This is a genomic window from Rhodobacteraceae bacterium Araon29 (assembly GCA_039640505.1).
Classification (GTDB): Bacteria; Pseudomonadota; Alphaproteobacteria; order Rhodobacterales; family Rhodobacteraceae; genus CABZJG01.
In genome coordinates this window covers 183,672-206,333 of record CP046865.1, presented here as the reverse complement: position 1 = coordinate 206,333, position 22,662 = coordinate 183,672, and the positions used below count along the sequence as shown (strand labels likewise).

The window sequence follows — 22,662 nt, the reverse complement described above, 5'->3', positions numbered from 1 at the left end:
AATAAGATGACCGAAACCATGCAACGAATTGCCTTGGCCCGCAGGCCGGTGGGCACCCCTGCCGATGAAGATTTTCTGCTGGAAAGTATTCCCATGCCAACGCCTGCCGAAGGCGAGGTTCTGGTTGAGGTGCACTATATGTCGCTTGATCCTTATATGCGGGGCCGCATGGATGATGCAAAATCCTATGCCAACCCGGTGCCACTTGGCGGCACAATGGAAGGCGGCGCAGTGGGTCAGGTTGTGGCAACGAACGCTGCGGATTTTGCAGCAGGCGATTATGTATTTGGAATGCTTGGCTGGGCCAGCCATGCCTGCATTAAAGCCAAAGAGCTGCGCAAACTTGACCCCAAACTGGCCCCGATCACAACCGCCCTTGGTGTACTTGGCATGCCCGGGTTTACCGGTTGGTACGGCCTGATGGAGTTGGGCCGCCCCAAAGCCGGCGAAACCCTTGTAGTTGCGGCCGCCACTGGCCCGGTTGGCTCGATGGTCGGTCAAGTGGCCAAAGCGCGCGGTCTGCGCACGGTGGGTATTGCCGGCGGCGCAGAAAAATGCGCGCTCGCAGTGGAAAAATTCGGCTTTGATGTCTGTCTTGACCATAAAGAATACGCTGACGCCAGAGCGATGCGCGCGGCCATTGCCGAGCAATGCCCTAAAGGCGTGGATATTTATTTTGAAAATGTGGCCGGTAAGATTTTCGAAGCCGTGCTGCCGCTGATGAATGTGGGTGGGCGTATTCCGCTTTGTGGATTGATCAGCTGGTATAACGCGGGCGCATTGGGCGCAAATGCCGGAGGTGAAAGGGATAATCTGCCAAAACTTTGGCGCACAATCCTTGTGAGCCGGCTGTCAGTGAACGGATTTATCATTTCTGATCACTGGGACCGCTATGTTGATTTCCTGCGCGATGTTGGTCCGATGTTGGCAAAAGGCCAAATCACCTATCAAGAGGATATCACCGAGGGGCTTGAAAATGCGCCGCGCGCGTTCATGGGTCTGCTGAACGGGGAAAACTTTGGCAAACAGATCGTCAAGGTGGGCTAGTCTTGGTTAAAGCGCCGGTCGGTTTCAAATTCCTGCACGGCGCTTTACCCTCTCGACCCACATAAGCATTTTAACTGTCTTGATAAGGATCAACGGGCCAATAGCCAGCTTGCCATTTTCACAAGCAGCGCTGTTGTAAAAAAATGAGGGCTCCGACGCGGTGGCCAGAACCCTCATATCACCCCTTGTGCTCCCACGGCACGTCAGGTTTCTAGATAGGGTCCGGCCGTCCTGGCGCGGTATTTATAGTTAACCCAGTTTCGCAAAGAAAACCAAGAACCAAGTGACGCAAATTTTCTTTAAATCACGCGCACTGTTCTAACGCTGTTTGATCTGGTTAAATCAATGCGCCAGTCCGCGCTAAGTGGCGCCAAACACTCCGGCTTAATACCGATAGTGTTCAGGCTTGAATGGCCCCTCTGGCGTTACGCCAATATAGTCAGCCTGATCTTTGTCCAATGTGGTCAGCTTGACACCGATACGGCCCAGATGCAGCCGCGCCACTTTCTCATCCAAATGCTTGGGCAGGATATAGACGTCATCGTTGTAATCATCGCCTTTGGTCCAAAGTTCGATCTGGGCCAGCACTTGGTTGGTAAAGGACGCAGACATCACAAAGGACGGATGGCCGGTTGCATTTCCAAGGTTCAAAAGGCGGCCTTCGGACAGCAAAATCAAACGGTTGCCATTTGGCATTTCGATCATATCAACCTGCTCTTTGATATTGGTCCATTTGTGATTTTTTAGATGCGCCACTTGGATTTCGTTATCAAAATGGCCGATGTTACCAACGATCGCCATATCCTTCATACCGCGCATATGTTCGATACGGATAACATCTTTGTTGCCGGTGGTGGTGATAAATATATCGGCTGTGTCCAACTCATCTTCAAGCAGCACCACTTCAAACCCGTCCATGGCCGCTTGCAAGGCACAGATCGGATCAACTTCGGTAACTTTTACACGTGCACCCGCGCCGCGCAGTGAAGCAGCAGAGCCCTTGCCCACATCGCCATAACCGCACACAACAGCCACTTTGCCGGCCATCATCGTATCGGTGGCACGGCGGATACCATCCACCAATGATTCTTTACAGCCGTATTTATTGTCAAACTTAGACTTGGTGACGCTGTCGTTCACATTTATCGCAGGAAACGGCAATTGGCCCTGTTTGACCAACTCATACAAACGGTGCACGCCAGTGGTGGTTTCTTCGGACACACCCTGGATCATATCACGCTGCTTTGTGAACCAGCCGGGGCTTTCGGCCATGCGCTTTTTGATCTGTGCAAAAACAGCCTCTTCCTCTTCTGAAGTGGGCACCGCAATCAGGTCGGTTTCACCGGCTTCCACCCGCGCACCCAGCAACACGTAAAGCGTTGCATCGCCGCCATCATCCAAAATCATATTCGCGCCCTCGGGGAACATAAAGGACCGGTCAAGGTAATCCCAATGCTCGGTCAAAGTTTGACCTTTGATCGCAAACACTGGCGTTCCACCTGCGGCTATCGCCGCCGCCGCATGGTCTTGGGTCGAAAAAATATTACATGAGGCCCAGCGCACACCTGCGCCCAGCTCTACCAATGTTTCGATTAAAACAGCGGTTTGAATAGTCATATGCAGCGATCCAACGATACGCGCACCGGTCAGTGGTTTGCTTTCGCCATATTCTTTACGCAGCGCCATCAATCCGGGCATTTCGGTTTCGGCAATATCCAATTCTTTGCGGCCAAATTCGGCCAGGGCAATGTCTTTGACTATAAAATCAGTGCTCACAGGTTCGATCTCCTAAAATTCTCAACATGGCGCGTAACATAACTTAGATCACACGGCAATCAGGTAAAGCAGCACGTCACTTTTGTCTCACGCACCCCGCTAGCGGCAAAGAAACAAAGTTCCCTGATGCCCAAAGCTTGCGCATAGGGCCTGCTTCGTGCAGACATCATTACAACTGCAAGAGGTCTAAATGAAACAACCACGCGCATGGCAAAGAATGCTTTCGGGTCGCCGGCTCGATTTACTGGACCCGACGCCTGTGGATATCGAAGTCGAAGATATTGCCCATGGGCTGGCTTTTGTGGCACGCTGGAATGGTCAAACTCAGGGCGATTTCGCATATTCCGTGGCCGAACATTCGCTGCTTGTTGAAGATATCTATGGCCGTCTTGCCCCCAAAGTCCCCGCCAAATGGCGGCTTGCCGCGCTGCTGCATGATGCGCCCGAATATGTCATCGGAGATATGATTTCGCCTGTCAAAGCCGCGGTGGGGCCGGGCTATGAGGTACTAGATGAGCGACTTAGCGCTGCAATTCACATTCGCTTTGGTCTGCCCGCCAAACTGCCAACGACGATTAAAAAGCAGATTAAAAAGGCCGATAAAATAAGCGCATGGATGGAAGCCACCCAGATCGCAGGGTTTTCCGCCAAAGAAGCCAATGGATTTTTTGGGGCGCCAGACCACAGCCTTATTAACGGTCTTAAAATTGATCTTCGGGCGCCCAAAGCGGCGCGGCAGGCTTATATTGACCGGCACTCAGAGCTGTTAGCGCAGCTATGAGCCAAATCAATATCCGTGCAGCCATCCCAGCAGATGCGGACGCGCTTGCCGCGCTGCTGAACCAGATTATCAAAAAGGGCGGTACCACCGCCCATTTAAACCCCTTTGATGGGCCGCGCCTGCTAAACCATTATCTTGCGCCACCTTTGGCCATCAGTTGCACAGTGGCCGAGGTCGGCGGAACCATTGCCGGGTTTCAATCGCTAGAGTGGAGCGACCCAAACTGGCCCGGGCCAGACAGCTTACCCGCCGACTGGGCCTTGATCGCCAGCTTTGTGCATGCAGATTTTCAGGGGCGCGGTATTGGCAAGGCACTTTTTACGAAAACACTCGCCGCCGCCCAAAGCGCCGGCGCACGCTGCATTGATGCCGCAATCCGCGCCGATAATCAGGGGGGCCTCGCGTTTTACACATCGCTTGGCTTTAGCGATTACAGCAGGCTGCGGGACATACCCCTATCGGACGGCACACTTGTGGACCGGGTTCGCAAAAAGCGGGATGTCTCGGGGTGATTGCCGCCAAATTTTATATATGCCGCGCATATAATGCACATCGGAAAAGTGCCAAATTTTACTGTCCAAACCCCTTTTCTGATCGCAAAGCGCATCTGTTGCCGTCGGGATCAAAAAATTCTGCTGTCGTGCCCCACCTGTGGTCAATGACCGTGGCCTGAATACCTTTTTGCCGCAAATCTGCGCCGGTAGCTTGGATATCAGAGACGTTGAACCGCAACTTGGTTGGGCATGTGGCCTCTGATTTCCCACCGTCCTGTGCAGTGCCCCCGGTTTCGATCATCAAATAGACGCCGCCCATATTAAAAGTGGTAAGTTTTTCACCTTTGCGATCAATCTTAAACATGAATTCCAAGCCCAAAATAGTGCCGTAAAAATGAACACATTCTCGGTAATTTTCGGTGTTAAGAATAAGACCTGCTCTGGTAAATTTCATCTATCAAACCTCCAAAAATATTATTTTACAGGTTCAAGCTAACTTTAGGTAAAGCTTTAGTTTACCTATGGCCTGAGGTGCTTTGGTCCTATGTTGCCCCCAGAAACCCGCCCGTTATTGAACCTTCAACGCCTAACTGAGACCAAACATAGCGTTGGCTTTGATCGTTAGGGGGAATTTTCCGTCACTTGCGAAACACTTAACAATGGGTGTTAGGGGTCTTGGGTGGTCTGGGCGCAGTACATATTAGCCCGACGCTGTTGCGCGCGCGCCTTTGGGCATATTTTTTCCACAGCATCTTCAAATAGAAACCGGTCAAAGTACTTTTGTACAAATCCTTTTGGAATAACTCTTCGCTTGTGCTGTCCATCTGGCGTTGTTTGAACCGTATACAGTCTGTTTGATGGGGCTGAGGATTGCAGGATGCGATAAAAAATGTGTTGGCTAAAATATTGAACATCTTGTTTCCTTTTCAGGTCGAACTATAGGTTTTGCCTAAATGTCTTTACCTAGCAAAGCGACTCTGTAATATTTTCAATATATAAGTTGAACTAACAGGTGAACGATGGATTGGAGAACGATACCCTCGCTATCGGCCTTGCGCGCCTTTGAGGCCATGGCGCGATTAGGTGGCTTTTCAGCGGCGGCGCGTGAATTGAACGTAACCCATGCTGCAATAGCGCAGCACATCCGGTATTTGGAAGATTTTCTAACGGTTAAGCTGGCGTTCCGCGAAGGGCGCGGGATGCGCCTGACCGCCAGCGGCCGCGCACTTTCCAAAGCGCTAAAAGACGGTTTTCAGACCATCGCCACCGGCATTCAAACCTTACAAGAAGATCGCGATCAGCAACCACTTCGGATCACCCTCACCCCCGCATTTGCGGAAAATTGGCTGATGCCGCGACTTGGTGAATTTTGGGCAGCCCACCCAGATATCGAGTTATCACTTAACCCATCAACAAAGGTGATCGACCTTACTTCGAATGGCTTCGATTTGGCCATTCGCTTTGGCAAAGGTGACTGGCCCGATCTACAGGTGGAAAGATTGGTCGGCGCAGGCTTTATGATTATTGGCAGTCCGGAAATGATAAAAAGCCTGTCGTCGCACAATGCAGAGGATCTTACGTCAGCGCCTTGGCTGCTAGAAAGGCAATACACTGAACCTGAACTTATCTTGAAAATGCAAGGGTTAGAGCTTGGGAAGTCAAAAATCACTCGATTTTCCTCCAACTCTTTGGTTCTTGCCGCAGCGCGGTCGGGCCTGGGCCTTGCTGTGCAAGCAGAATCCCTTGCAGAAAATGATATAAAGTCTGGCCAATTGGCCTGTGTGCAGCGCATTCATAGCGAAAATCATGGCTATTATCTGGTTTCAGCAAAAACCAAACCCACAGTCAAACTGATGACCTTTGTTGCGTGGCTTAAGCGCAGCCTCTAAGCATTGGTGCACGGCGCCACTAACGCATTTTGGGGACATAATGCCAAGGAACGCAGATCAATTTTCGCACCACCGCGAAACTGCCGTGATACTGACGCGATACCGATGGGTGAATTTGCGGTTTTAACGCGGGCTGCGTTTGGCCAAGATGCGCTGCAATGTGCGGCGGTGCATGCCCATCCCAGTTGGCAAAATGGTTTCACACTCATTTTGCTTGCGCCAATCCTAAAATTGGGCTTTAGATATTGAAATATTATTGGTTTTCATTTGGCCGGCACCCTTATTTCATCCGTTAAATATATAAATAAAAATTCCTATTTTGAATAAAGTCTGGATAATGACGTCATCAATTAACGAATCTGTCACCAAAGCAAAAAAATCACTTAAGGCAAGAAAACCGGCAAGCGCAGAGGCAGCTGATCGGAAGCCCTCGGATATGTTTCTGACGAACGATAGGGCCAATGAGGCTAATAAAAATACGGAAGCGAGCCGTTCTTCAAACAAGCTGGCAAACCTTGAATCACCAACAGAAGAATTAAAAGCACTGGTCACTCTTTATAAGAGCGGAAAAGTTGAAGATGCTGTGGCAGGAGCCGAAGCCATGCTCGCAGTTTTTCCAAATTCTTCCGATATTCTAAATTTATTGGGTACCGCCAATTCCGTTCTACACCGGTATGATCTTGCAATAGAAACCTATCGAAGAATTCTCAAAATAGATCCTAAAAATGCTCTAGTTTATAACAATATGGGAAATGCTTTTAGAGGGAAGGGCGATCTTGAAACTGCGATTGATTGTTATCAGAAAGCGCTAAAGATCAACCCCTCCGATGTGAATTCTCATAATAACCTTGGGGTCGCTTTGACGGAAGTTGAGAATTTTGATGATGCCTTGAAATATCTGTGGAAATCTCTCAAGATTCAGCCAGGAAATGCTAACACTCATTGCAAAATTGGCACCACCTTGGTGAAAAAAGGAGAACTCGATCAAGCCATTCAAAGCTTTGAAAAGGCCCTAGAGATCGACCCGAACCTATTGGAAGCCCACAACAATATGGGAGTCGCCTTTGACAGTAAAGGTGCGCTCAAGGCAGCCATCGCCAGTTATGATAAAACAATTGCGATTGATCCTTTGAATGTAACCGCACATTTCGATAAGGCATTATTGCTTCTAAAGCTGCAGGATTTTAAAGCCGGTTGGCCAATGTATGAATATCGATGGAAAAAATCGAAATTTAATTCTGTACCAATTGTCACGAGCAGGCCCAAGTGGCGCTTGGGTGATCAAAACCGGGTATTAGTCTGGGGCGAGCAGGGTCTTGGCGATGAGGTCATGTTTGCCTCTTTGATTACCGACCTTTATGCTGCCTGCTCGCACCTGATTATCAGAGCAGATAAGCGTCTGATCCCCATATTCAAACGCTCCTTTCCGGCGGATATTGAGTATTATACCAACGCCGAAACGGTTTCGGAAAAGTCGCATGACGCCCATATCGCTGCTGGATCGCTGCCAAAATACTTCCGTCAAACCCTTGCCAGTTATGAAACGGCGGCTCAGGGATATCTATCTGCAGATAAGGCAAAAACGGCTGTTTTGCGGGACAAACTATTGGGAGACGAGGATGAAATCCTGATTGGTCTAAGCTGGCATTCAACGTCTAATAGAATGTTTGCACAAAAACGCAGGATCCCTTTGGGTCAGCTTGCCACTATGTTTCATGCCACCAACGTCAAGTTTGTTAGCTTGCAATACGGCAATGTGACCGCTGAAATTAATCAGGTGAAAAAAGAACATGGTATCGACGTCGCACAAGTGGCCGAGATCGACAATTTTCACGATATCGATGGTTTGGCGGCTTTAATTTCTGCCTGCGATCGAATTATATCAATTGATAATGTCACGGTACATTTGGCAGGTGCGCTTGGAAAGGCCACTGATGCGTTGTTGCCCCGCGTAAACAGTTGGCGTTGGGGGCTCGATCCAAACAACAGTTATTGGTATCGATCCGTCCGACTGCGCCGCCAAACCGAACGTGAAGATTGGGGCGAGGTTTTGGCACAATTTTCATAGCGTTGTGATGATTGACGGACTTAGTCTTACATTTAGGGAAAAACTGGCTTTGTAACCAGAGGACTTTTAATACCTATCTTGATGCCATTTGGCGATGTTCTATATCCGAAACACGGCTAAATTTGGCACCACCGCGAAACCGCTGTGATACCGACGCAATACCGACGGGCGATTTTACAGCTTTACCGAGGGCTGCGTTTGGCCAATATGCGCTGTAATGTGCGGCGGTGCATGTTGAGCCGGCGTGCGGTTTCGGACACATTGCGATCACACAGCTCATAGACCCTCTGGATATGTTCCCACCGCACGCGGTCCGCGCTCATTGGGTTTTCTGGCGGCGGCGGCAGGTCATCACCACTGGCCAAAAGCGCATTGGTGATATCGGTCGCATCGGCCGGTTTGCTAAGGTAATCAGTCGCGCCGATTTTCACCGCAGCCACTGCCGTGGCAATAGCGCCATAGCCTGTCAGCACCACAACGCGGCAATCCGGTCGCTTGGTGCGCAACACTTCAACCACATCCAAACCATTGCCATCTTCCAAGCGTAGATCAATCACCGCATAGGCAGGTGGCCGCGCTGTTGAAATCGCCCGACCTGCCGCAACAGAGCCGGCAGTTTCAACCGAAAAACCACGCTTTTCCATGGCTTTAGCCAAGCGGCGCAGAAACGGCTCGTCATCATCTACCAGCAGCAGTGAAGGATCAGGACCTAACTCTTGTAGATTTTTCTCTGACACCGGAAATCCCCTTTTTAGCCTTTGCTAATAGGGTATTTAGTGCTGTTTACCAACGGGGTCAAACCGAACTGGACAACACTTTATGATTTATCAATAAAGCATGCCGCTTTTGCCGCAAGCGCCTCGGGGCCCACGTCGCGGCGAAAAAATTCGACCACCCCATGCTCGGGTAGCACCAGATAGGTCATGGTTGAATGATCTACAAGATAGTACTCATCATCACCATCGTGGGCTTTGTAATAGGTGCGATACGCCCGACTAGCGGCTTTGACCTGATCGGCCGTTCCTGTCAGTCCAATCATACGCGGATGGATCGCCTCGGCATAGTCACCGACCACCTCAGGCGTATCCCGCTTGGGATCTATTGAAATAAACACAGGAGTGGTGATTTTACCGTTTTCTTCAAGCATATCAACGGCTTCTGCATTCCGTATCGTATCCATCGGGCAAACGTCCGGACAAAAAGTATATCCGAAATACACCAGAGATGGCGCGGTAATGACATCTGCATCAGTGACGGTTTTTCCACCGCTATCAAGCAGGCTAAACGGGCCACCGATCTGGCCAACACCACCAGCAACCGCGCTGCTGCGACAACTGGCAAATTGATCTCCCGAGCGGTCCGCGAAGGGCCATACCCCAAGACTAGCGATCCAAGTGACCAGCAATAGACAAACCACAGCTGCGGCGGCAAGTATGCTTAAAAAACGGAGCATGAATCATATCCTAATGGGCTTTCCTATCGCGTTGATTGGTAGCATGATGCAGCCTAAGAACAAGTCACAATTGGTTGAAAAGGTGCAATGGCGATGACAGATACAACACTTAACCTGTTGTTCCAGCAAAAGCGTGGAAACTGGATTCGGCTGCGGACATTGATTTTGCTACGCTGGATTGCGATTGCCGGACAGGTCATCGCGATTTTCACTGCGATCCAGCTTTATAATTTACAACTTGAATTGGGGCTTTGCCTTTTGGCGATTGGTGTATCCGTTGGCGGTAACCTACTGGCAATGTATAGTTTCCCGGAAACCAAACGGTTATCAGAATTTGAAAATACAATGATGATCCTGTTTGATCTTTTGCAACTTAGTTTTCTGCTTTTTTTGACTGGAGGGTTGCATAATCCCTTTAGTATTTTGCTGCTGGCACCGGTGGCTGTGGCGGCAAATGTGCTACAACTTAGATCTTTGCTGATTTTGGGGGGCACGGCCATTGCTTTGGTGACAATCTTGGCCAACTATCACCTTCCACTGCACACCGATCAGGGGTTTATTTTGCGCATTCCTGATATTTTTGTGTTTGGAAACTGGGCTGCAATAGTTATCGCATTGGTGTTTTTAAGTGTCTATTCACGCCGCGTAAACAACGAAATGAACGTCATGGGCGAAGCCGTGGTGGCTACTCAAATGGCGCTGGCACGTGAGCAAAAGCTGACCGATTTGGGCGGCGTGGTGGCAGCCGCTGCCCATGAGTTGGGCACGCCTTTGGCCACCATTAAACTGGCCAGTTCAGAGCTGATGGAAGAATTATCTGATCGGCCAGAACTTTGCGAAGATGCGGAATTGATCCGCGAACAGGCGGATCGTTGCCGCGATATCCTACAGTCAATGGGCAGGGCCGGCAAAGATGACTTGCATTTGCATAGCGCCCCGTTCAGTGAAGTCATTCGCGAGGCCGCCGAGCCCCATCAAGACCGCGGTATTGATATTGAAATGGGGTCTCAGATTGATGATTTATCACGCCTTGCACAACCTTTGGTACTGCGGCGACCCGAAATCATTCATGGGCTTCGCAATATGGTGCAAAATGCCGTGGACTTTGCGCAATCACAGGTCTGGATCGAAACCATTTGGACCACAACGCACGTAAAGGTTCGAATCATGGATGATGGACCAGGCTATCCGTTGCATGTCATTGGGCGCATAGGGGATCCCTTTATGCGAGATAAAAGAACAGAAAATGATGACCCAAAACGACCCGCCTATGAAGGCATGGGTTTGGGGCTTTTCATTGCCAAAACTTTGCTGGAAAGAACCGGTGCTGAGCTTTATTTTTCGAACTGCTCCCAGCTTGAGATTTTGGATGACAGCAAAGGTGTGCCGACAGGCGCTAGTGTTGAAATTTCATGGCAACGAAGCGATATAGAACAGACCAACGGCGCGTTGGGTGAAAACAAGCAGATCAAAGCATAGGGGACAACAGTCATGGGCAGGACTTTGCAATTTGTGATAAATGTAAACTCCAATTCTGTCTGGCATATCATAGCTAATGACATAGAGGGCTAATGACCCATAATCCTTTGAAAATTACACTAAAGTCAGAACAGGAAACCGCCAGTTTGGCGCATCGGTTGAGCCATCATCTGGCGCCCGGCGATGTGATGTTGCTCAGCGGTGAAATCGGTGCGGGTAAGAGTTATTTTGCACGATCTTTGATCCAATTTTCTCAGGAAATTGCAGAGGATGTGCCCTCTCCTACATTTACTTTAGTGCAAACCTACAACACCCGAATTGGCGAAATATGGCACGCTGATCTGTACCGGCTTGGTGCGACTGATGAAATTATCGAACTGGGTTTAGCTGATGCTTTTCAAGAGGCGATTTGTCTGGTGGAATGGCCCGAAATTCTGGGTAGTCTTACCCCAAGTGGCGCACTGACCATCACGTTCAAAACCACACCAAAACCAGGTCACCGTCAACTTGAATTCAGTTGGGCCGACGCATCCTGGGCGGATCGGCTTGCAGGATTTGGCTAAGTCAGAACTAAAAGCCCGATGCTTATACCGCGACAGGACGCAAACGAGTTAGAGCGCCTAAGCACTGCTGGTCTTGATGTATTTGAAGAAAATGGGCTTTTGAAAACTGGTTTGCAGCTGGCAAATAATCTGTATTTCGGCAAACATAAAACCTTAATGAATAGATTGTTCGACTTCTAAATTTCCTACTGTGCATCTTAGCTGAAGTCTACTTTAACGTATGCCACCTCTAAAGGCTCTTCCACAATAAACAAGCCGCAGGGATTGATCCTGCGGCTTTGTGAACTGCTATGGTCTTTCCACAGCATTTCAGCAGATTTTATCGGGTCCGTTTTTGGGTTTATTCGCTGCTAGAGTCTGAACTACCGCCAAACCAGCCCAATGGATTCAGGTTATAATCTTCTACGACACTACATGCAGAAAGCCCCAATATAACAACGGATAATGCCAGATATTTTTTCATTTTTTCGTTCTCCAATTTGACTGGTTATATCAATGCCAAAATTGACAAGAAAATCAACTGATAAGACTGCAATTAAGCAAATATTTCCGAAAGCCCCTATTGGCAAAAACCTTATATTTATTTGAACCACGTTATTGTTTGACTGTTAATTTGTGATTTTTCATCAAACAAACTATACTCAAACAATCTATGAAAGCCCTTTTGAAGACTTTGAAAAGAGATGAGGTTTTAAGTGGTTAGAGTATCTTTAGCAGCCTTTACAATTGCACTAAGTTGCTGGTCACAAAACGTTTTGTCGGATGAATTTCTACCCTGTAGTATTTTGCTGAAATTTGGGCAGGATAACTTGGGTCCTGTAGCGAATTACACTCTATCGGCCCAAGTTAAAAACCCAACAGGCCGCAAAGTTTCCGGGGTTTCTGTACTTTTTTATAATGCAAACGAAAACTTGCTTGGAAACACGGAACTCAATTGTACGCAGGGCGCAACCATGCTTGCACCGGGAAGCACCGGACAGTGCGCAACTTTGATGCAAACCATTGATGGGAAAATGATGCAAAAATTTGGTACTGAAATGTGGACCACCATTGTGAATGTGCAACTTCAAAAACTGAACAGCATTTCAAAATGCCAACTGCTCGGATATCGTTACAATGAGCAAGACCGGATCGAAACTGTCCCAAGCGACAGTGATAAATAATAAAATCGAATTGGCGCGTAGTACGTGGTATTCGTTTACGCTAGCTTATCTCGCTTTAGTCTTATTTCTTCTAACTTTTTTTCGCGCAGAAACTCAAAATTAATACCTGCCATTGCTTTGAGGGATACCAACATGGACTGGCCATGTTTATTAGAGGAATCTAGTTCTTGTCCGGCAATATCTAAAATCACCAAATACGATGATTTTTTTTCAATATGCTGAAAGACCTTTTCAAAGTCTTCCGGTTGATACCCCAAACTTGAGAGTTTGTTGACAACAAACTTATCGTCTTTTCTTAAACAGTTTAACGCCATATGCAATTGATAGCGCTCATCGCTGCTTGCGGTTTGTTCTTGATAGATGTTTTCTTCATGGCATCCATAGTTTTTTAACGCCTCAAGCTCTAGGTCACCATCCTCTTCTGGCTGGACCAATGCAGTCCTAGAATACCCCACCAACATATCTCGCCCCTTTAAAAGCCCCTGTTAGAAAATTCTCGATTATTCAGGTATTTAAGCAAATTGTCTGTCTGTAATCAAATTTATTGTTTTGTAATGACATTGGCTCTGCTTTTCAGGGGCTTATTCTTAGCTTTCATTATTTCAAACAAAACATAACGCCAATAAACAGGAAAAGCCGGGCAAAGCGCCCGGCCAGTTAAATAGGGAGGGAAATGAAATCTAATTGCTGTTCGTTAATACGGCGCTTTTGTCTTATTGTTTAAGGGTGCGCGGCAATTGCCAATATCCGCATAAGTGAGTTTGCGGAGCTTTTATTGGTCACAATGGTCTTTTTTAACCAGAGCCAATAGTGTTTTGCTTTACTTTGCAGCCGTTCACTGGGTAAGCCTTGCACAACCCATAGGAGGTGTTGACGTGAACCAATTGTTGTTTGATCTACCAGCTTTACCTGCTGTGCCAATGTCAGACGGTTCTGCATATTACCCAGTTGGACGTATCTTTTGCGTGGGACGTAATTATGTTGAGCACGCCATAGAAATGGGCTTGGAAGTGGATCGCGAAGCGCCCTTCTATTTTACAAAAACGCCTTGGGCAGCTCAAGCAAACGGCAGTTTGCTGGCCTATCCCCCGGAACTGAAAATTTTCATTATGAAATGGAATTGGCACTTGCAATAGGCACGCCCGTATTTCGCGCTGGCAAAGATCTAGCTCGTAGTGCCATTCACTCTTATTGCTGTGCTCTGGATATGACGCGGCGCGATTTACAACTTGCTGAGCGTGCCAAACAGCGACCATGGGATTTGGGAAAAGACGTCGAAGGATCCGCGGTCTTCGCCCCGCTTACGCCTGCGGAAAGCATAGGTGATATTGGACCTCAACGGATTCATCTAGCGCTTAACGGCGACTTGAAACAAGACGCGCGCCTAAGCGATATGGTTTGGGCAGTTGACGAAATTGTTTCCCACCTATCCCATTTTTATCACCTGCGACCAGGAGATTTAATCCTAACGGGAACGCCCGCTGGTGTGGGCCCAGTGGTACCCGGTGACAAGATAACTGGTGGAATTGAGGGTTTAGAACCAATTTCACTAACAATTTCTGAGGCCGAGTAGGCACCACAAAATGTATTCTTTAATCAAAAAACTGGCGCATGCGATGGCCGTATTGGGGGGGCTTGTCCTAATTAGTTTGATTTTATTGGTTTGCACCTCTGTGCTTGGCAGGTCGGTTGGCACCGTGCTTCATGGCGCTTTTATGCAAACAAATTTCACCGACTTCTCGAATTGGGCGCTTGGGGTTGGGATCGGAGCAATCAATGGTGATTTTGAATTGGTAGAAGCAGGTGTTGCCTTTGCAATATTTGCTTTTCTACCCCTGTGCCAACTGAGCGGCAGCCATGCAACAGTTGACGTTCTTACATCAAAATTATCCCTGCGAAGCAATCAGGTTTTAAAAATGATTTCCGAGTGCCTTTTTGCGCTTGTTTTGGGATTGATTGCTTGGCGCCTGTTCGCCGGTATGGAGGCAAAACAGCGATATGGAGAGACAACTTTTTTATTGCAGTTTCCAATTTGGTGGGCCTATGCAGCAAGTTTTTTGGGCGCAGCGCTTGCCGCATTGGTTTCCATTTTTATGGCAATAGTCAGAATTCTAGAGGCGCTAAGTGGTAAAGAACTGCTTACTGAAAACGAAAGCGCTGAGCAATGACCACCCTAGAAATTGGACTGGCCTCGTTTCCCGCACTTTTGGTCTTAATATTTTTGCGCGTGCCGATTGGTCTTGCTATGTTTTTGGTTGGCTTTGGGGGGTTATTCCTTGTGACCGGCACCTCCAATATGGCTTTGGCAAAGATGAAAAATGAAACCTATAGTACGTTTTCAAACTACTCACTTTCAATTATCCCAATGTTCTTGTTGATGGGGCAATTCGCCACTCTTGGCGGGATGTCTCAGGCGCTTTTCAAAGCGGCTGAAAGCTGGTTAGGACACCTTAAAGGCGGTGTCGCTATGGCTGCTATTGGGGCCTGCGCCGGGTTTGGGGCGATTGCTGGATCCTCATTGGCAACCGCTGGTACGATGGGCCGAGTAGCGCTCCCTGAACTCAAAGCCTATGGCTATGCCGGTGGGTTTTCTACTGCCACTCTTGCAGCAGGGGGAACCTTGGGAATTTTAATTCCGCCCTCTGTGGTTTTAGTGATCTATGCCATCTTGGCGGAACAAAATATCTCAAAACTGTTTCTAGCTGCCTTTGTGCCAGGCATTATGGCTGCGCTTGGTTATATGGTTGCGGTATCGATCTATGTCCGCCTTTATCCTGATCGCGCAGGAACCCGCGCTCCAGTGCCATACAAACAGCGTTTCCATGCCCTGGCCAAAGTTTGGCCCGTTGTGATGATTTTTTTGCTGGTTATTTTCGGAATTGCTGGTGATTGGAATTGGTCCCAAAACGGAATTCAAGCACTCTTTACCCCCACCGAAGGAGCGGCTGTTGGGGCGTTTGGCGTGGGTTTAATTGCGTGGCGAAGCGGAGGTCTGACATGGTCCAGCTTAATCGATAGCTTTCTGGTAACGGGTCGGTCCTCGGCTATGATCTTTTTTATCATCCTGGGAGCTGGGTTTTACAATGGCTTTCTAAGCCTGACACAAGTGCCGCAGGAAATCGCAGGCTGGGTTGTAAATCAGGGCCTCAGCCCTATCGGGGTTTTGCTGTTAATTTTAGTTTTCTATTTGCTTTTAGGCTGTTTGATGGACAGTCTTTCGATGATACTGCTGACAGTTCCAATCTTCTTTCCCGTCGTAATGTCATTAGATTTCGCCTTACCGCCCGAGCATCTAGCAATTTGGTTTGGGATCTTGGTTTTAATTGTGGTCGAGGTGGGTTTGATTACGCCACCTGTGGGGCTCAACCTTTTTGTGATTAATGCGATGGACCGGCAAACCCCTGCGGTTGAAACCTATAAAGCGGTTGGTTTTTTTGTGGCCACCGATTTGGTCCGAGTGGCCATTTTGATTACTTTTCCAGCGATCACTTTATTCTTGCTACCGCAATAGATGGAATTTTACATAAGAATTAGTTTTATGATCCACTCTTGTTTCTGGCTTTGCATAAAAGCTTCAATTAAAGTGCAGACTCTTCATATTCTTCGCCAGTTTTTGCACCTGTAATGTAGGCAACAACATCTTGCGGATCTGTATCGGCTTTGGACAGGTTGGCACAAATTCGTCCACGCCGAAAAACAACAATACGATCGACAAGGTCAAAGACCTGTCGCATATTGTGACTGACAAGAATTAATGGTTCACCGTTCTCTTTCAATGTCTTGATGATATGTTCGACCTGTTCGGTTTCCTGTACCCCTAGCGCTGCCGTTGGCTCATCCATAATGGTCAGTCGCGACTGAAATGTTGCCGTGCGAGCAATAGCAACGCACTGCCGTTGACCTCCTGACATATTTTGGATGGTATTGCGAATGTTAGGGATTTTCACAGCTGTTTTTTCAAGACCCGCCAACGTTGCTTTGCGCATTCCTTTATAGTCGAGAATGCGAAAGGGTCCGAGCCAATTTGCAAAGGTTTTTTCACGTCCCAGAAAGAGATTATCCGGCACATCAAGGTCATCCGCAAGTGCCAGTGTCTGAAACACAGTTTCAATCCCGGCTTCGCGCGCATCCAGTGGACCAGCAAAATTCACTTCATCGCCGTAAAGCCAAACTCTGCCGCGCGTACGCTGCTCTACGCCAGTGATCTGACGCACAAATGTGGATTTACCGGCGCCATTGTCACCCACAATAGCAACGTGCTCACCCTTCTTCATTTCGAAGTCGGCACCTTCCAGCGCATGAACGCCCCCGTAATGCTTGGTTAGGTCCTGTGCTTTAAGAACGATTTCGTCGCTCATATCTATCTCTCCCAACCTTAGGCTTTATTGCGTTGTCGATATTGGTCTAGAACTACCGCTGCGATGATGATACCGCCCATGGCCATCAACTGATATGATCCGTCCAATTTCACAAAGGTGAACCCGGAACGAATAACTCCGAAGACCATCGCGCCGAGAACGGTACCGATGATTGATCCCCGGCCCCCGGTTAAACTGATACCCCCAATGACGGCCATGGCAATGGCAAAGAGCTCGTAAAATTCGCCCATGCCGGCTTGTGCTGTTGAGGCTTTGGCACTCAGTATGACGCCAGCGAAAGCCGCCAGCATAGAGGCGATCATGTAGACCAAGACTTTATGTCGTTTTACATTAATACCCGACATTCGCGCAGCTTCTTCGTTTGAGCCAATCGCATAAGTGTGTTTTCCATAAACCGTATACTTTAGGATAAAGTGGAAAATCACCGCCAGGGATAAGAACCAAAATACGGGCATCATACCCGAACCGATGGATTTGAAACTTTCCGTTGGAAATGAAACTGGATTACCGCCAGACCACCAAAGTGCAATACCCCGACAAATCATAAACATGCCAAGCGTCGCGATAAAGGGTGGTATGCGAAAATACGCAATAAATGTTCCATTGATGGCCCCGATCATGGCCCCGAATATAAGTCCCGCTACCACCGGTACAATCACCGGTAAGTCCATGGCCCATACGCCAAACACCGCTTTGGGGTTCGGGAAACCGTTGACCAATTCGGTCTGTCCAAGGCTCATCGCAATCATAGCCGTCGCTGCAACAAGGGGACCGGAACTGAGATCGATACCAGCAGTGATGATTACTTGCGTTACGCCAAGTGCGATGATCCCAATAATCGCAACCTGCAGGATAATAATTTTTAACCGAGCTTCGTTAAAGATTGAATCAAAACGGTCCCTTGAATCAAACAGGAAGCTTTGGTCATTCATATAGGGCAGAGCCTGCCCTAAAATCTCGAAAATCACGATGATGATGATCAACGCGAAAAGGATGTTCATCTCATTGGGCCAAGATCGCTTGGATTTATCAAACGTTAGTCCGCCTGTGCCTTGGCTCGTATCTTCCATTGATGAAGCCCCTTGTTATGCGCTTTTACGAGTGCGGGACGGCGCCAAAAGCGCCGCCCCGCGGATTTAATTTTCTAAAGAACTTAGTTCTTGTCCATGAAGTCGCCCATGTTCGCAGGTGTAACCAATACGAATGGGATATAGACTTTCTTGTCTACTTTTTCACCAGCGATCAAGCGAATTGCTGTATCAATCGAGCCAGTACCCTGACCAACAGAGTCTTGGAACACTGTTACGTCATAATCACCAACTGCCATTGCGAGCAGAGCGTCTTGCGATGCATCAACACCGCCAACCTGCACGTCAGCCATATCCATGCCGGCAGCTTTCATTGCCTGGATCGCACCGATTGCCATTTCGTCGTTGTTTGCCAAAACGAAGTCAAACGGCTCGCCAGAAGACATCCAATTGGTCATCAAGTCTTGCGCTTCGTCACGCGACCAGTTTGCAGTCTGCTCGTCAATGATTGTCATGAAGTTACACATGTCCATGCCGATCACGTCGTGAACGTCTTTTGAGCGCTGAACAGCAGCCTGGTTGGAAAGCTGACCGTTCATTAAGTAACCAGTTGCACCACCGGCTTTGCCGTCAGCACGCAGGTTTTTACAAATCTCGAATGCGGAAAGTGTGCCAGATTCGATTTCGTTCGATGCAACGAAGGCCTGAGTTGCAGGCAGTTCGTTCACATTGTCAGGTTCGCGGTTAACATATACCAGCGGAGTGTCACCAGCGGCTGCGGAAACAGCTGCACCAGCAGATGTGTCAACGATGTTTACGATGATTGCATCAACGCCTGATGCTACAAAGTTTTTCACCTGGTCGATTTGCTTGGCAAGATCGTCAGATGCGTCTTCTTGCTGATACGAAAGGCCGTCAATAGTCCCCGCATACTCAACCATGCCGTTCCGCAAAACGGTCAGCCAGTTGTCATCGAACCGTGAAAACGTTGCCCCAATAGTTTCGGCAAATGCGGTTGTGCCCGTAAGAACAACGAGGCTTGTCGCCAATAGAGTTTTCTTCATGAATTTCCTCCCAAAAAAGGTGCCGGCTCACCAATGTGTCAGCACCGGAGCCCAAAGTTTGGGCAAGTTGTTACTCCTTGCCCAATGTCCAAGTATTAGTACACAGCGCAAAGGACCGGCTTCGAAAGCCGACAGAATCAAGGAAACCACAAATTTGTATTTTTTGCAACCGGTTGCAAAATTATTTAAAGTACTTAATAGTGGCAGTCTTTCGGATTCAGAATATAACGGGCTTGCAAACTGTCGAAGGGAACCTTGGCTAATGGCCACAACACTGGATGATGTCGCCAAACTTGCAGGGGTATCGCGCTCAGCGGTGTCTCGTACCTTTACCGATGGCGCATCGGTTTCTTTGAAAATGCGCCGCAAAGTTGAAAAGGCAGCAAGCGAGTTGGGCTATAGCCCGAATTTTCTTGCTCGAAGCTTAACCACCCGTAGGACAAAGTTAATCGGCTTGGTGTCCGATAACTTTCACAACCCTCTGTTTTTGGATGTTTTTGATCAATTCACACGAGGGCTTCAGGATCGGGGCCTACGACCTTTACTGGTGAACCTGTCAGCTGAAACTGATGCGGAAAGCTCAGCCCAGATGCTGCGTCAATATTCTGTCGATGGCGTGATTGTGGCGTCTTCAACCCTACCCCCTGCGTTTTCCAAAACCTTTCGGGATGCCGGGGTACCTGTGGTGAATAGTTTTGGTCGCTATTCAAGTGATCCTGACATGCACATCGTTGGGATCGACGATATAGAATGCGGGCGGATGGCCGCACATGAATTACTCAGGCGCGGCTATACGAACATCGGGTTTCTGGGCGGACCAGAACCGGCCACGTCAACCCAAGACCGATTTACCGGGTTTCAGAACGAGTTGCTAAGACACCCACAAGCAGTGTTGAGCTATAGCTTTGCAGACGCATATTCTTTTGATGCCGGGCGCAAAGAAATGCAGCGTTTGTTGCGCGGGGCATCCCATTCCGAAGCCTATTTCTGCGGCGATGATGTACTTTCCATCGGTGCATTAAGCGCCATCAAAGAGGCCGGTTTAAACGTGCCAAGCGATATCGGGGTAATTGGCGTGAATGATATGCAAATGTCCGGTTGGCAAAATATAAACCTGACCACCATTCGGCAACCAATAGGCCAAATCATCAGTGTATCAATTGAATTGATGGTGTCGATGCTTGAAAATCCCCACCGCTCCCCCGAAGCCCGGGTCTGTCCGTGTACGGTGATCGAACGCGGTACACTGCGCGCGCCGCAAGAAGATTAACGAAACATCGGCGGGCGGGCATCAACCCAAGTGCCATTTTCTTTGCCCGAAGCAGCCACTGCAAACACCGCCGACATCGAGCGTAGCCCGGCTTCAGCGTTGGGGAACAGCCCAGCAGCAGGATCCATCGGTCGGTTCTCCTGACGCGCCCGGATCGCCTCGGCAAGATCGCTATAAATATTCGCAAACGCAAGCGGCATGCCCTCGGCGTGGCCCACTGTGACGCGGCTGCTGCGGTCTGCCTCGGGCGACAGCCCTTCGGCGCCGCGCTCGATCACCTGAAGGCGCTCGTTCAATGGCATCCAATACAGCTGGTTTGGCTGTTCTTGCGCCCAGCGCAGTCCGCCTTTTTCTCCAAAAACCTGAATGCCAAGCCCATGCTGGCGGCCGATAGCAATCGAGGATGTCCAAAGCCGGCCAACAGCGCCGCCATCCATGCGGAAATTGACCATGGCATCATCTTCCAATTCACGGCTGGCAAGACAGGAAACCGTATCAGCCGAGAGCTTTGTTACCTCTTGACCTGTCACAAAACTGGCCATGTGCAACGCGTGTATTCCGCAATCGGCAAATTGCGCTGAAACCCCTGCCTGCGCTGGGTCATAACGCCATCTGACGCGTGGATTATCCGCATCGGCCGCATCCGCATGATGCCCATGTGCGAATTCGGCTTTGACAAGCCGGATTTCACCCAAATCACCGCGCGCGATCATAGCGCGCATATGGCGAACCAAGGAATAGCCAGAATAGCCGTAATTTACTGCACATATCTGCCCTGTTTTCTCGGTAATTTGAACAATCGCTTCGCCTTCTTCCACAGTCATTGTCATGGGCTTTTCGCATAGAACATGGAAGCCGGATTCTAAAAATGCCTTGGTGATTTCAAAATGAGTCGCGTTGGGTGTCGCCACAGTGACAAGGTCAATACGGTCCTCACGGCTAACTTCACCTGCCAGCATATCCTGCCAGCTGCCATAGGCCCGGTCTGCCGCCAAACCCAAACGCTGGCCGTATTCGCGGCCCGCTTCGGGCCGGTGATCAAGCGCACCTGCACTAAATTCAAAATACCCGTCAAGACCTGCGCCCAAGCGGTGCGCCGGCCCGATCTGGCTGCCTTCGCCGCCGCCAATGAGGCCCCATTTCAGTTTGCGCATGCCCCTACTCCTCGTTAAACCCAATCGACCGCAGATAGGCTCGGTTTATTTTGGCATCATCAATCGGCTTTACATCAAGCGTTGGATCGCAATCTTGCTCGATTGTGCACCATCCTTGAAAACCGGCTTCTACTAATACTTGTCGAACAGAGGGGAAATCAACGTCGCCCTCACCCAGATTGCAAAAAATACCCTGCCCACAGGCATCGTAAAATCCAGTACGTTTAGCAATCACATCCGCTTTCACAGCTGGATCAATATCTTTGAAATGCATGTAGGAAATCCGATCCACATGGCGGCGCATAAAGGCCACAGGATCATAACCGGCATAAGAATGATGGCCCGTGTCAAAACAGATTTTCAAGATTTGGGGATCAACTTCATCCAAAAGCCGCTCCAGTTCCGGCTCAAAATCAATGAACCCAGCGGCATGGGCATGGATGCTGACCGTAAGCCCATACTCTTGGTTGCCAATTTTTGCACAGGTTGCAATCCGATCTTTAAAGGCTGCCCATTCTGCCTGATCCATCTGTTCGGCTTCGGCGGCGCGGCCCGCAGTGGGCGCGCGGCGCGGCGAAATCGAGTCAATCAGCACAAGATGCTCAGCGCCGTGAGCCGTCAGTGCTTTGCAGGTGCGGTGGGTGCCATCCAAGACATCCTCCCATCCCTGTGCATCATGAAAAGGACGAAAAACCACGCCTCCGATCAACGTAAGATCATGCTCCTGCAGTGCCGGACCAAGAATATCGGGGTTTTCAGGCATGAACCCAACCGGCCCCAGTTCAATGCCCTTATAACCCGCCTCAGCGCAGTCTTTTAAAACGCTTTGCCATGTTGGATTGCGCGGGTCATCGGAAAATTCGACCCCCCATGAACAGGGCGCATTGCCAATTCGGATTGTCATTCAAAGGCTCCTTTCACCGGCTGGGATAGATCAATACTTGTTGCGCATATCAGTTCTGGCTTTACACACATCCGTTTTCGGTATTTTTGAGGACGGAGGAGAGTCATTTTTGACCATGGACCAGAAAATCAATTTGCAACCGGTTGCAAA

General features: G+C 49.0%; 21 protein-coding genes and 1 pseudogene. 12 read left to right on the top strand and 10 right to left on the bottom strand.

Going from position 1 to position 22,662, the window contains the following annotated elements:
• The first annotated feature begins 6 nt into the window (after positions 1–6).
• Positions 7–1,047 carry a zinc-binding dehydrogenase gene (locus GN278_00905; protein ID XAT59512.1) on the top strand — a complete coding sequence of 347 codons (1,041 nt, stop codon included), beginning with the start codon at positions 7–9 and terminating at the stop codon, positions 1,045–1,047.
• A 384-nt stretch (positions 1,048–1,431) separates the two neighbouring features.
• On the opposite strand, the gene GN278_00900 is transcribed toward GN278_00905, so the two are convergent.
• Positions 1,432–2,823: an adenosylhomocysteinase gene (locus GN278_00900; GenBank protein XAT59511.1), complete on the bottom strand. Its 1,392-nt coding sequence runs from the start codon at positions 2,821–2,823 to the stop codon at positions 1,432–1,434.
• Between the two features lie 190 nt (positions 2,824–3,013).
• On the opposite strand from GN278_00900, the gene GN278_00895 reads away from it, so the two are divergent.
• A complete protein-coding gene (locus tag GN278_00895; protein XAT59510.1) occupies positions 3,014–3,604 on the top strand; it encodes an HD domain-containing protein in 591 nt (196 codons plus the stop codon).
• Positions 3,601–4,116 carry a GNAT family N-acetyltransferase gene (locus tag GN278_00890; GenBank protein ID XAT59509.1) on the top strand — a complete coding sequence of 172 codons (516 nt, stop codon included), beginning with the start codon at positions 3,601–3,603 and terminating at the stop codon, positions 4,114–4,116. Before GN278_00895 ends, GN278_00890 begins: the two co-directional genes overlap by 4 nt.
• 58 nt (positions 4,117–4,174) lie before the next feature.
• Here the strand turns inward: GN278_00890 and GN278_00885 are convergent, their stop codons facing one another.
• Entirely contained in the window at positions 4,175–4,552 is a 378-nt protein-coding gene (locus GN278_00885) for a glyoxalase (protein XAT59508.1), read from the bottom strand.
• A 565-nt stretch (positions 4,553–5,117) separates the two neighbouring features.
• Here GN278_00885 and GN278_00880 point away from each other — a divergent pair.
• Entirely contained in the window at positions 5,118–5,987 is an 870-nt protein-coding gene (locus tag GN278_00880; GenBank protein XAT59507.1) for a LysR family transcriptional regulator, read from the top strand.
• 337 nt (positions 5,988–6,324) lie between these two features.
• A complete protein-coding gene (locus GN278_00875) occupies positions 6,325–8,055 on the top strand; it encodes a tetratricopeptide repeat protein (GenBank protein XAT59506.1) in 1,731 nt (576 codons plus the stop codon).
• A gap of 182 nt (positions 8,056–8,237) precedes the next feature.
• Here the strand turns inward: GN278_00875 and GN278_00870 are convergent, their stop codons facing one another.
• Both GN278_00870 and GN278_00865 read right to left on the bottom strand, forming a co-directional pair.
• Positions 8,238–8,792, bottom strand: coding sequence for an ActR/PrrA/RegA family redox response regulator transcription factor (locus tag GN278_00870; protein ID XAT59505.1), 555 nt, complete (start codon positions 8,790–8,792; stop codon positions 8,238–8,240).
• An 80-nt stretch (positions 8,793–8,872) separates the two neighbouring features.
• Positions 8,873–9,508, bottom strand: a complete 636-nt coding sequence (locus GN278_00865; GenBank protein XAT59504.1) for an SCO family protein — start codon at positions 9,506–9,508, stop codon at positions 8,873–8,875.
• A 93-nt stretch (positions 9,509–9,601) separates the two neighbouring features.
• Between GN278_00865 and GN278_00860 the strand changes: the two genes are divergently transcribed.
• The 3 genes from GN278_00860 to GN278_00850 all read left to right on the top strand — a co-directional run bounded on the left by GN278_00860 (position 9,602) and on the right by GN278_00850 (position 12,713).
• The gene (locus GN278_00860) at positions 9,602–10,987 is read left to right on the top strand and encodes an ActS/PrrB/RegB family redox-sensitive histidine kinase (protein ID XAT59503.1); all 1,386 of its coding nucleotides are present in this window, start codon (positions 9,602–9,604) and stop codon (positions 10,985–10,987) included.
• Between the two features lie 92 nt (positions 10,988–11,079).
• A complete protein-coding gene (tsaE, locus tag GN278_00855) occupies positions 11,080–11,550 on the top strand; it encodes a tRNA (adenosine(37)-N6)-threonylcarbamoyltransferase complex ATPase subunit type 1 TsaE (GenBank protein ID XAT59502.1) in 471 nt (156 codons plus the stop codon).
• 695 nt (positions 11,551–12,245) lie between these two features.
• Positions 12,246–12,713 carry a hypothetical protein gene (locus GN278_00850; GenBank protein XAT59501.1) on the top strand — a complete coding sequence of 156 codons (468 nt, stop codon included), beginning with the start codon at positions 12,246–12,248 and terminating at the stop codon, positions 12,711–12,713.
• A gap of 35 nt (positions 12,714–12,748) precedes the next feature.
• Here the strand turns inward: GN278_00850 and GN278_00845 are convergent, their stop codons facing one another.
• Positions 12,749–13,174: a hypothetical protein gene (locus GN278_00845; GenBank protein XAT59500.1), complete on the bottom strand. Its 426-nt coding sequence runs from the start codon at positions 13,172–13,174 to the stop codon at positions 12,749–12,751.
• Positions 13,175–13,588: 414 nt separating this feature from the next.
• On the opposite strand from GN278_00845, the pseudogene GN278_00840 reads away from it, so the two are divergent.
• The 3 genes and pseudogenes from GN278_00840 (at position 13,589) to GN278_00830 (ending at position 16,224) form a co-directional block, all read left to right on the top strand.
• Positions 13,589–14,286: pseudogene (locus GN278_00840) on the top strand (FAA hydrolase family protein).
• Between the two features lie 10 nt (positions 14,287–14,296).
• The gene (locus GN278_00835; protein ID XAT59499.1) at positions 14,297–14,881 is read left to right on the top strand and encodes a TRAP transporter small permease subunit; all 585 of its coding nucleotides are present in this window, start codon (positions 14,297–14,299) and stop codon (positions 14,879–14,881) included.
• Positions 14,878–16,224: a TRAP transporter large permease subunit gene (locus tag GN278_00830; GenBank protein XAT59498.1), complete on the top strand. Its 1,347-nt coding sequence runs from the start codon at positions 14,878–14,880 to the stop codon at positions 16,222–16,224. The genes GN278_00835 and GN278_00830 overlap by 4 nt, the downstream gene beginning before the upstream one ends.
• A 67-nt stretch (positions 16,225–16,291) precedes the next feature.
• Here GN278_00830 and GN278_00825 read toward each other — a convergent pair whose 3' ends face one another.
• The 3 genes from GN278_00825 to GN278_00815 all read right to left on the bottom strand — a co-directional run bounded on the left by GN278_00825 (position 16,292) and on the right by GN278_00815 (position 19,184).
• A complete protein-coding gene (locus GN278_00825) occupies positions 16,292–17,071 on the bottom strand; it encodes an ATP-binding cassette domain-containing protein (GenBank protein ID XAT59497.1) in 780 nt (259 codons plus the stop codon).
• 17 nt (positions 17,072–17,088) lie between these two features.
• The gene (locus tag GN278_00820) at positions 17,089–18,162 is read right to left on the bottom strand and encodes an ABC transporter permease (GenBank protein XAT59496.1); all 1,074 of its coding nucleotides are present in this window, start codon (positions 18,160–18,162) and stop codon (positions 17,089–17,091) included.
• A gap of 83 nt (positions 18,163–18,245) precedes the next feature.
• Positions 18,246–19,184, bottom strand: a complete 939-nt coding sequence (locus tag GN278_00815; GenBank protein XAT59495.1) for a substrate-binding domain-containing protein — start codon at positions 19,182–19,184, stop codon at positions 18,246–18,248.
• Positions 19,185–19,446: 262 nt separating this feature from the next.
• Here GN278_00815 and GN278_00810 point away from each other — a divergent pair, with 262 nt between their 5' ends.
• Positions 19,447–20,454 carry a substrate-binding domain-containing protein gene (locus tag GN278_00810; protein ID XAT59494.1) on the top strand — a complete coding sequence of 336 codons (1,008 nt, stop codon included), beginning with the start codon at positions 19,447–19,449 and terminating at the stop codon, positions 20,452–20,454.
• Here GN278_00810 and GN278_00805 read toward each other — a convergent pair.
• Positions 20,451–21,608, bottom strand: a complete 1,158-nt coding sequence (locus GN278_00805) for a gfo/Idh/MocA family oxidoreductase (protein XAT59493.1) — start codon at positions 21,606–21,608, stop codon at positions 20,451–20,453. The genes GN278_00810 and GN278_00805 overlap by 4 nt on opposite strands.
• A gap of 4 nt (positions 21,609–21,612) precedes the next feature.
• A complete protein-coding gene (locus GN278_00800; protein ID XAT59492.1) occupies positions 21,613–22,512 on the bottom strand; it encodes a TIM barrel protein in 900 nt (299 codons plus the stop codon).
• Positions 22,513–22,662: the final 150 nt, after the last annotated feature.

Coding starts and splice junctions, on each gene's coding strand:
- GN278_00880 (XAT59507.1), top strand. CDS start 5,118: ATGGATTGGAGAACGATACCCTCGCTATCGGCCTTGCGCGCCTTTGAG.
- GN278_00885 (XAT59508.1), bottom strand. CDS start 4,552: ATGAAATTTACCAGAGCAGGTCTTATTCTTAACACCGAAAATTACCGA.
- GN278_00815 (XAT59495.1), bottom strand. CDS start 19,184: ATGAAGAAAACTCTATTGGCGACAAGCCTCGTTGTTCTTACGGGCACA.
- GN278_00825 (XAT59497.1), bottom strand. CDS start 17,071: ATGAGCGACGAAATCGTTCTTAAAGCACAGGACCTAACCAAGCATTAC.
- GN278_00890 (XAT59509.1), top strand. CDS start 3,601: ATGAGCCAAATCAATATCCGTGCAGCCATCCCAGCAGATGCGGACGCG.
- GN278_00800 (XAT59492.1), bottom strand. CDS start 22,512: ATGACAATCCGAATTGGCAATGCGCCCTGTTCATGGGGGGTCGAATTT.
- GN278_00875 (XAT59506.1), top strand. CDS start 6,325: ATGACGTCATCAATTAACGAATCTGTCACCAAAGCAAAAAAATCACTT.
- GN278_00805 (XAT59493.1), bottom strand. CDS start 21,608: ATGCGCAAACTGAAATGGGGCCTCATTGGCGGCGGCGAAGGCAGCCAG.
- GN278_00865 (XAT59504.1), bottom strand. CDS start 9,508: ATGCTCCGTTTTTTAAGCATACTTGCCGCCGCAGCTGTGGTTTGTCTA.
- GN278_00905 (XAT59512.1), top strand. CDS start 7: ATGACCGAAACCATGCAACGAATTGCCTTGGCCCGCAGGCCGGTGGGC.
- GN278_00820 (XAT59496.1), bottom strand. CDS start 18,162: ATGGAAGATACGAGCCAAGGCACAGGCGGACTAACGTTTGATAAATCC.
- GN278_00830 (XAT59498.1), top strand. CDS start 14,878: ATGACCACCCTAGAAATTGGACTGGCCTCGTTTCCCGCACTTTTGGTC.
- GN278_00860 (XAT59503.1), top strand. CDS start 9,602: ATGACAGATACAACACTTAACCTGTTGTTCCAGCAAAAGCGTGGAAAC.
- tsaE (XAT59502.1), top strand. CDS start 11,080: ATGACCCATAATCCTTTGAAAATTACACTAAAGTCAGAACAGGAAACC.
- GN278_00810 (XAT59494.1), top strand. CDS start 19,447: ATGGCCACAACACTGGATGATGTCGCCAAACTTGCAGGGGTATCGCGC.
- GN278_00835 (XAT59499.1), top strand. CDS start 14,297: ATGTATTCTTTAATCAAAAAACTGGCGCATGCGATGGCCGTATTGGGG.
- GN278_00895 (XAT59510.1), top strand. CDS start 3,014: ATGAAACAACCACGCGCATGGCAAAGAATGCTTTCGGGTCGCCGGCTC.
- GN278_00845 (XAT59500.1), bottom strand. CDS start 13,174: ATGTTGGTGGGGTATTCTAGGACTGCATTGGTCCAGCCAGAAGAGGAT.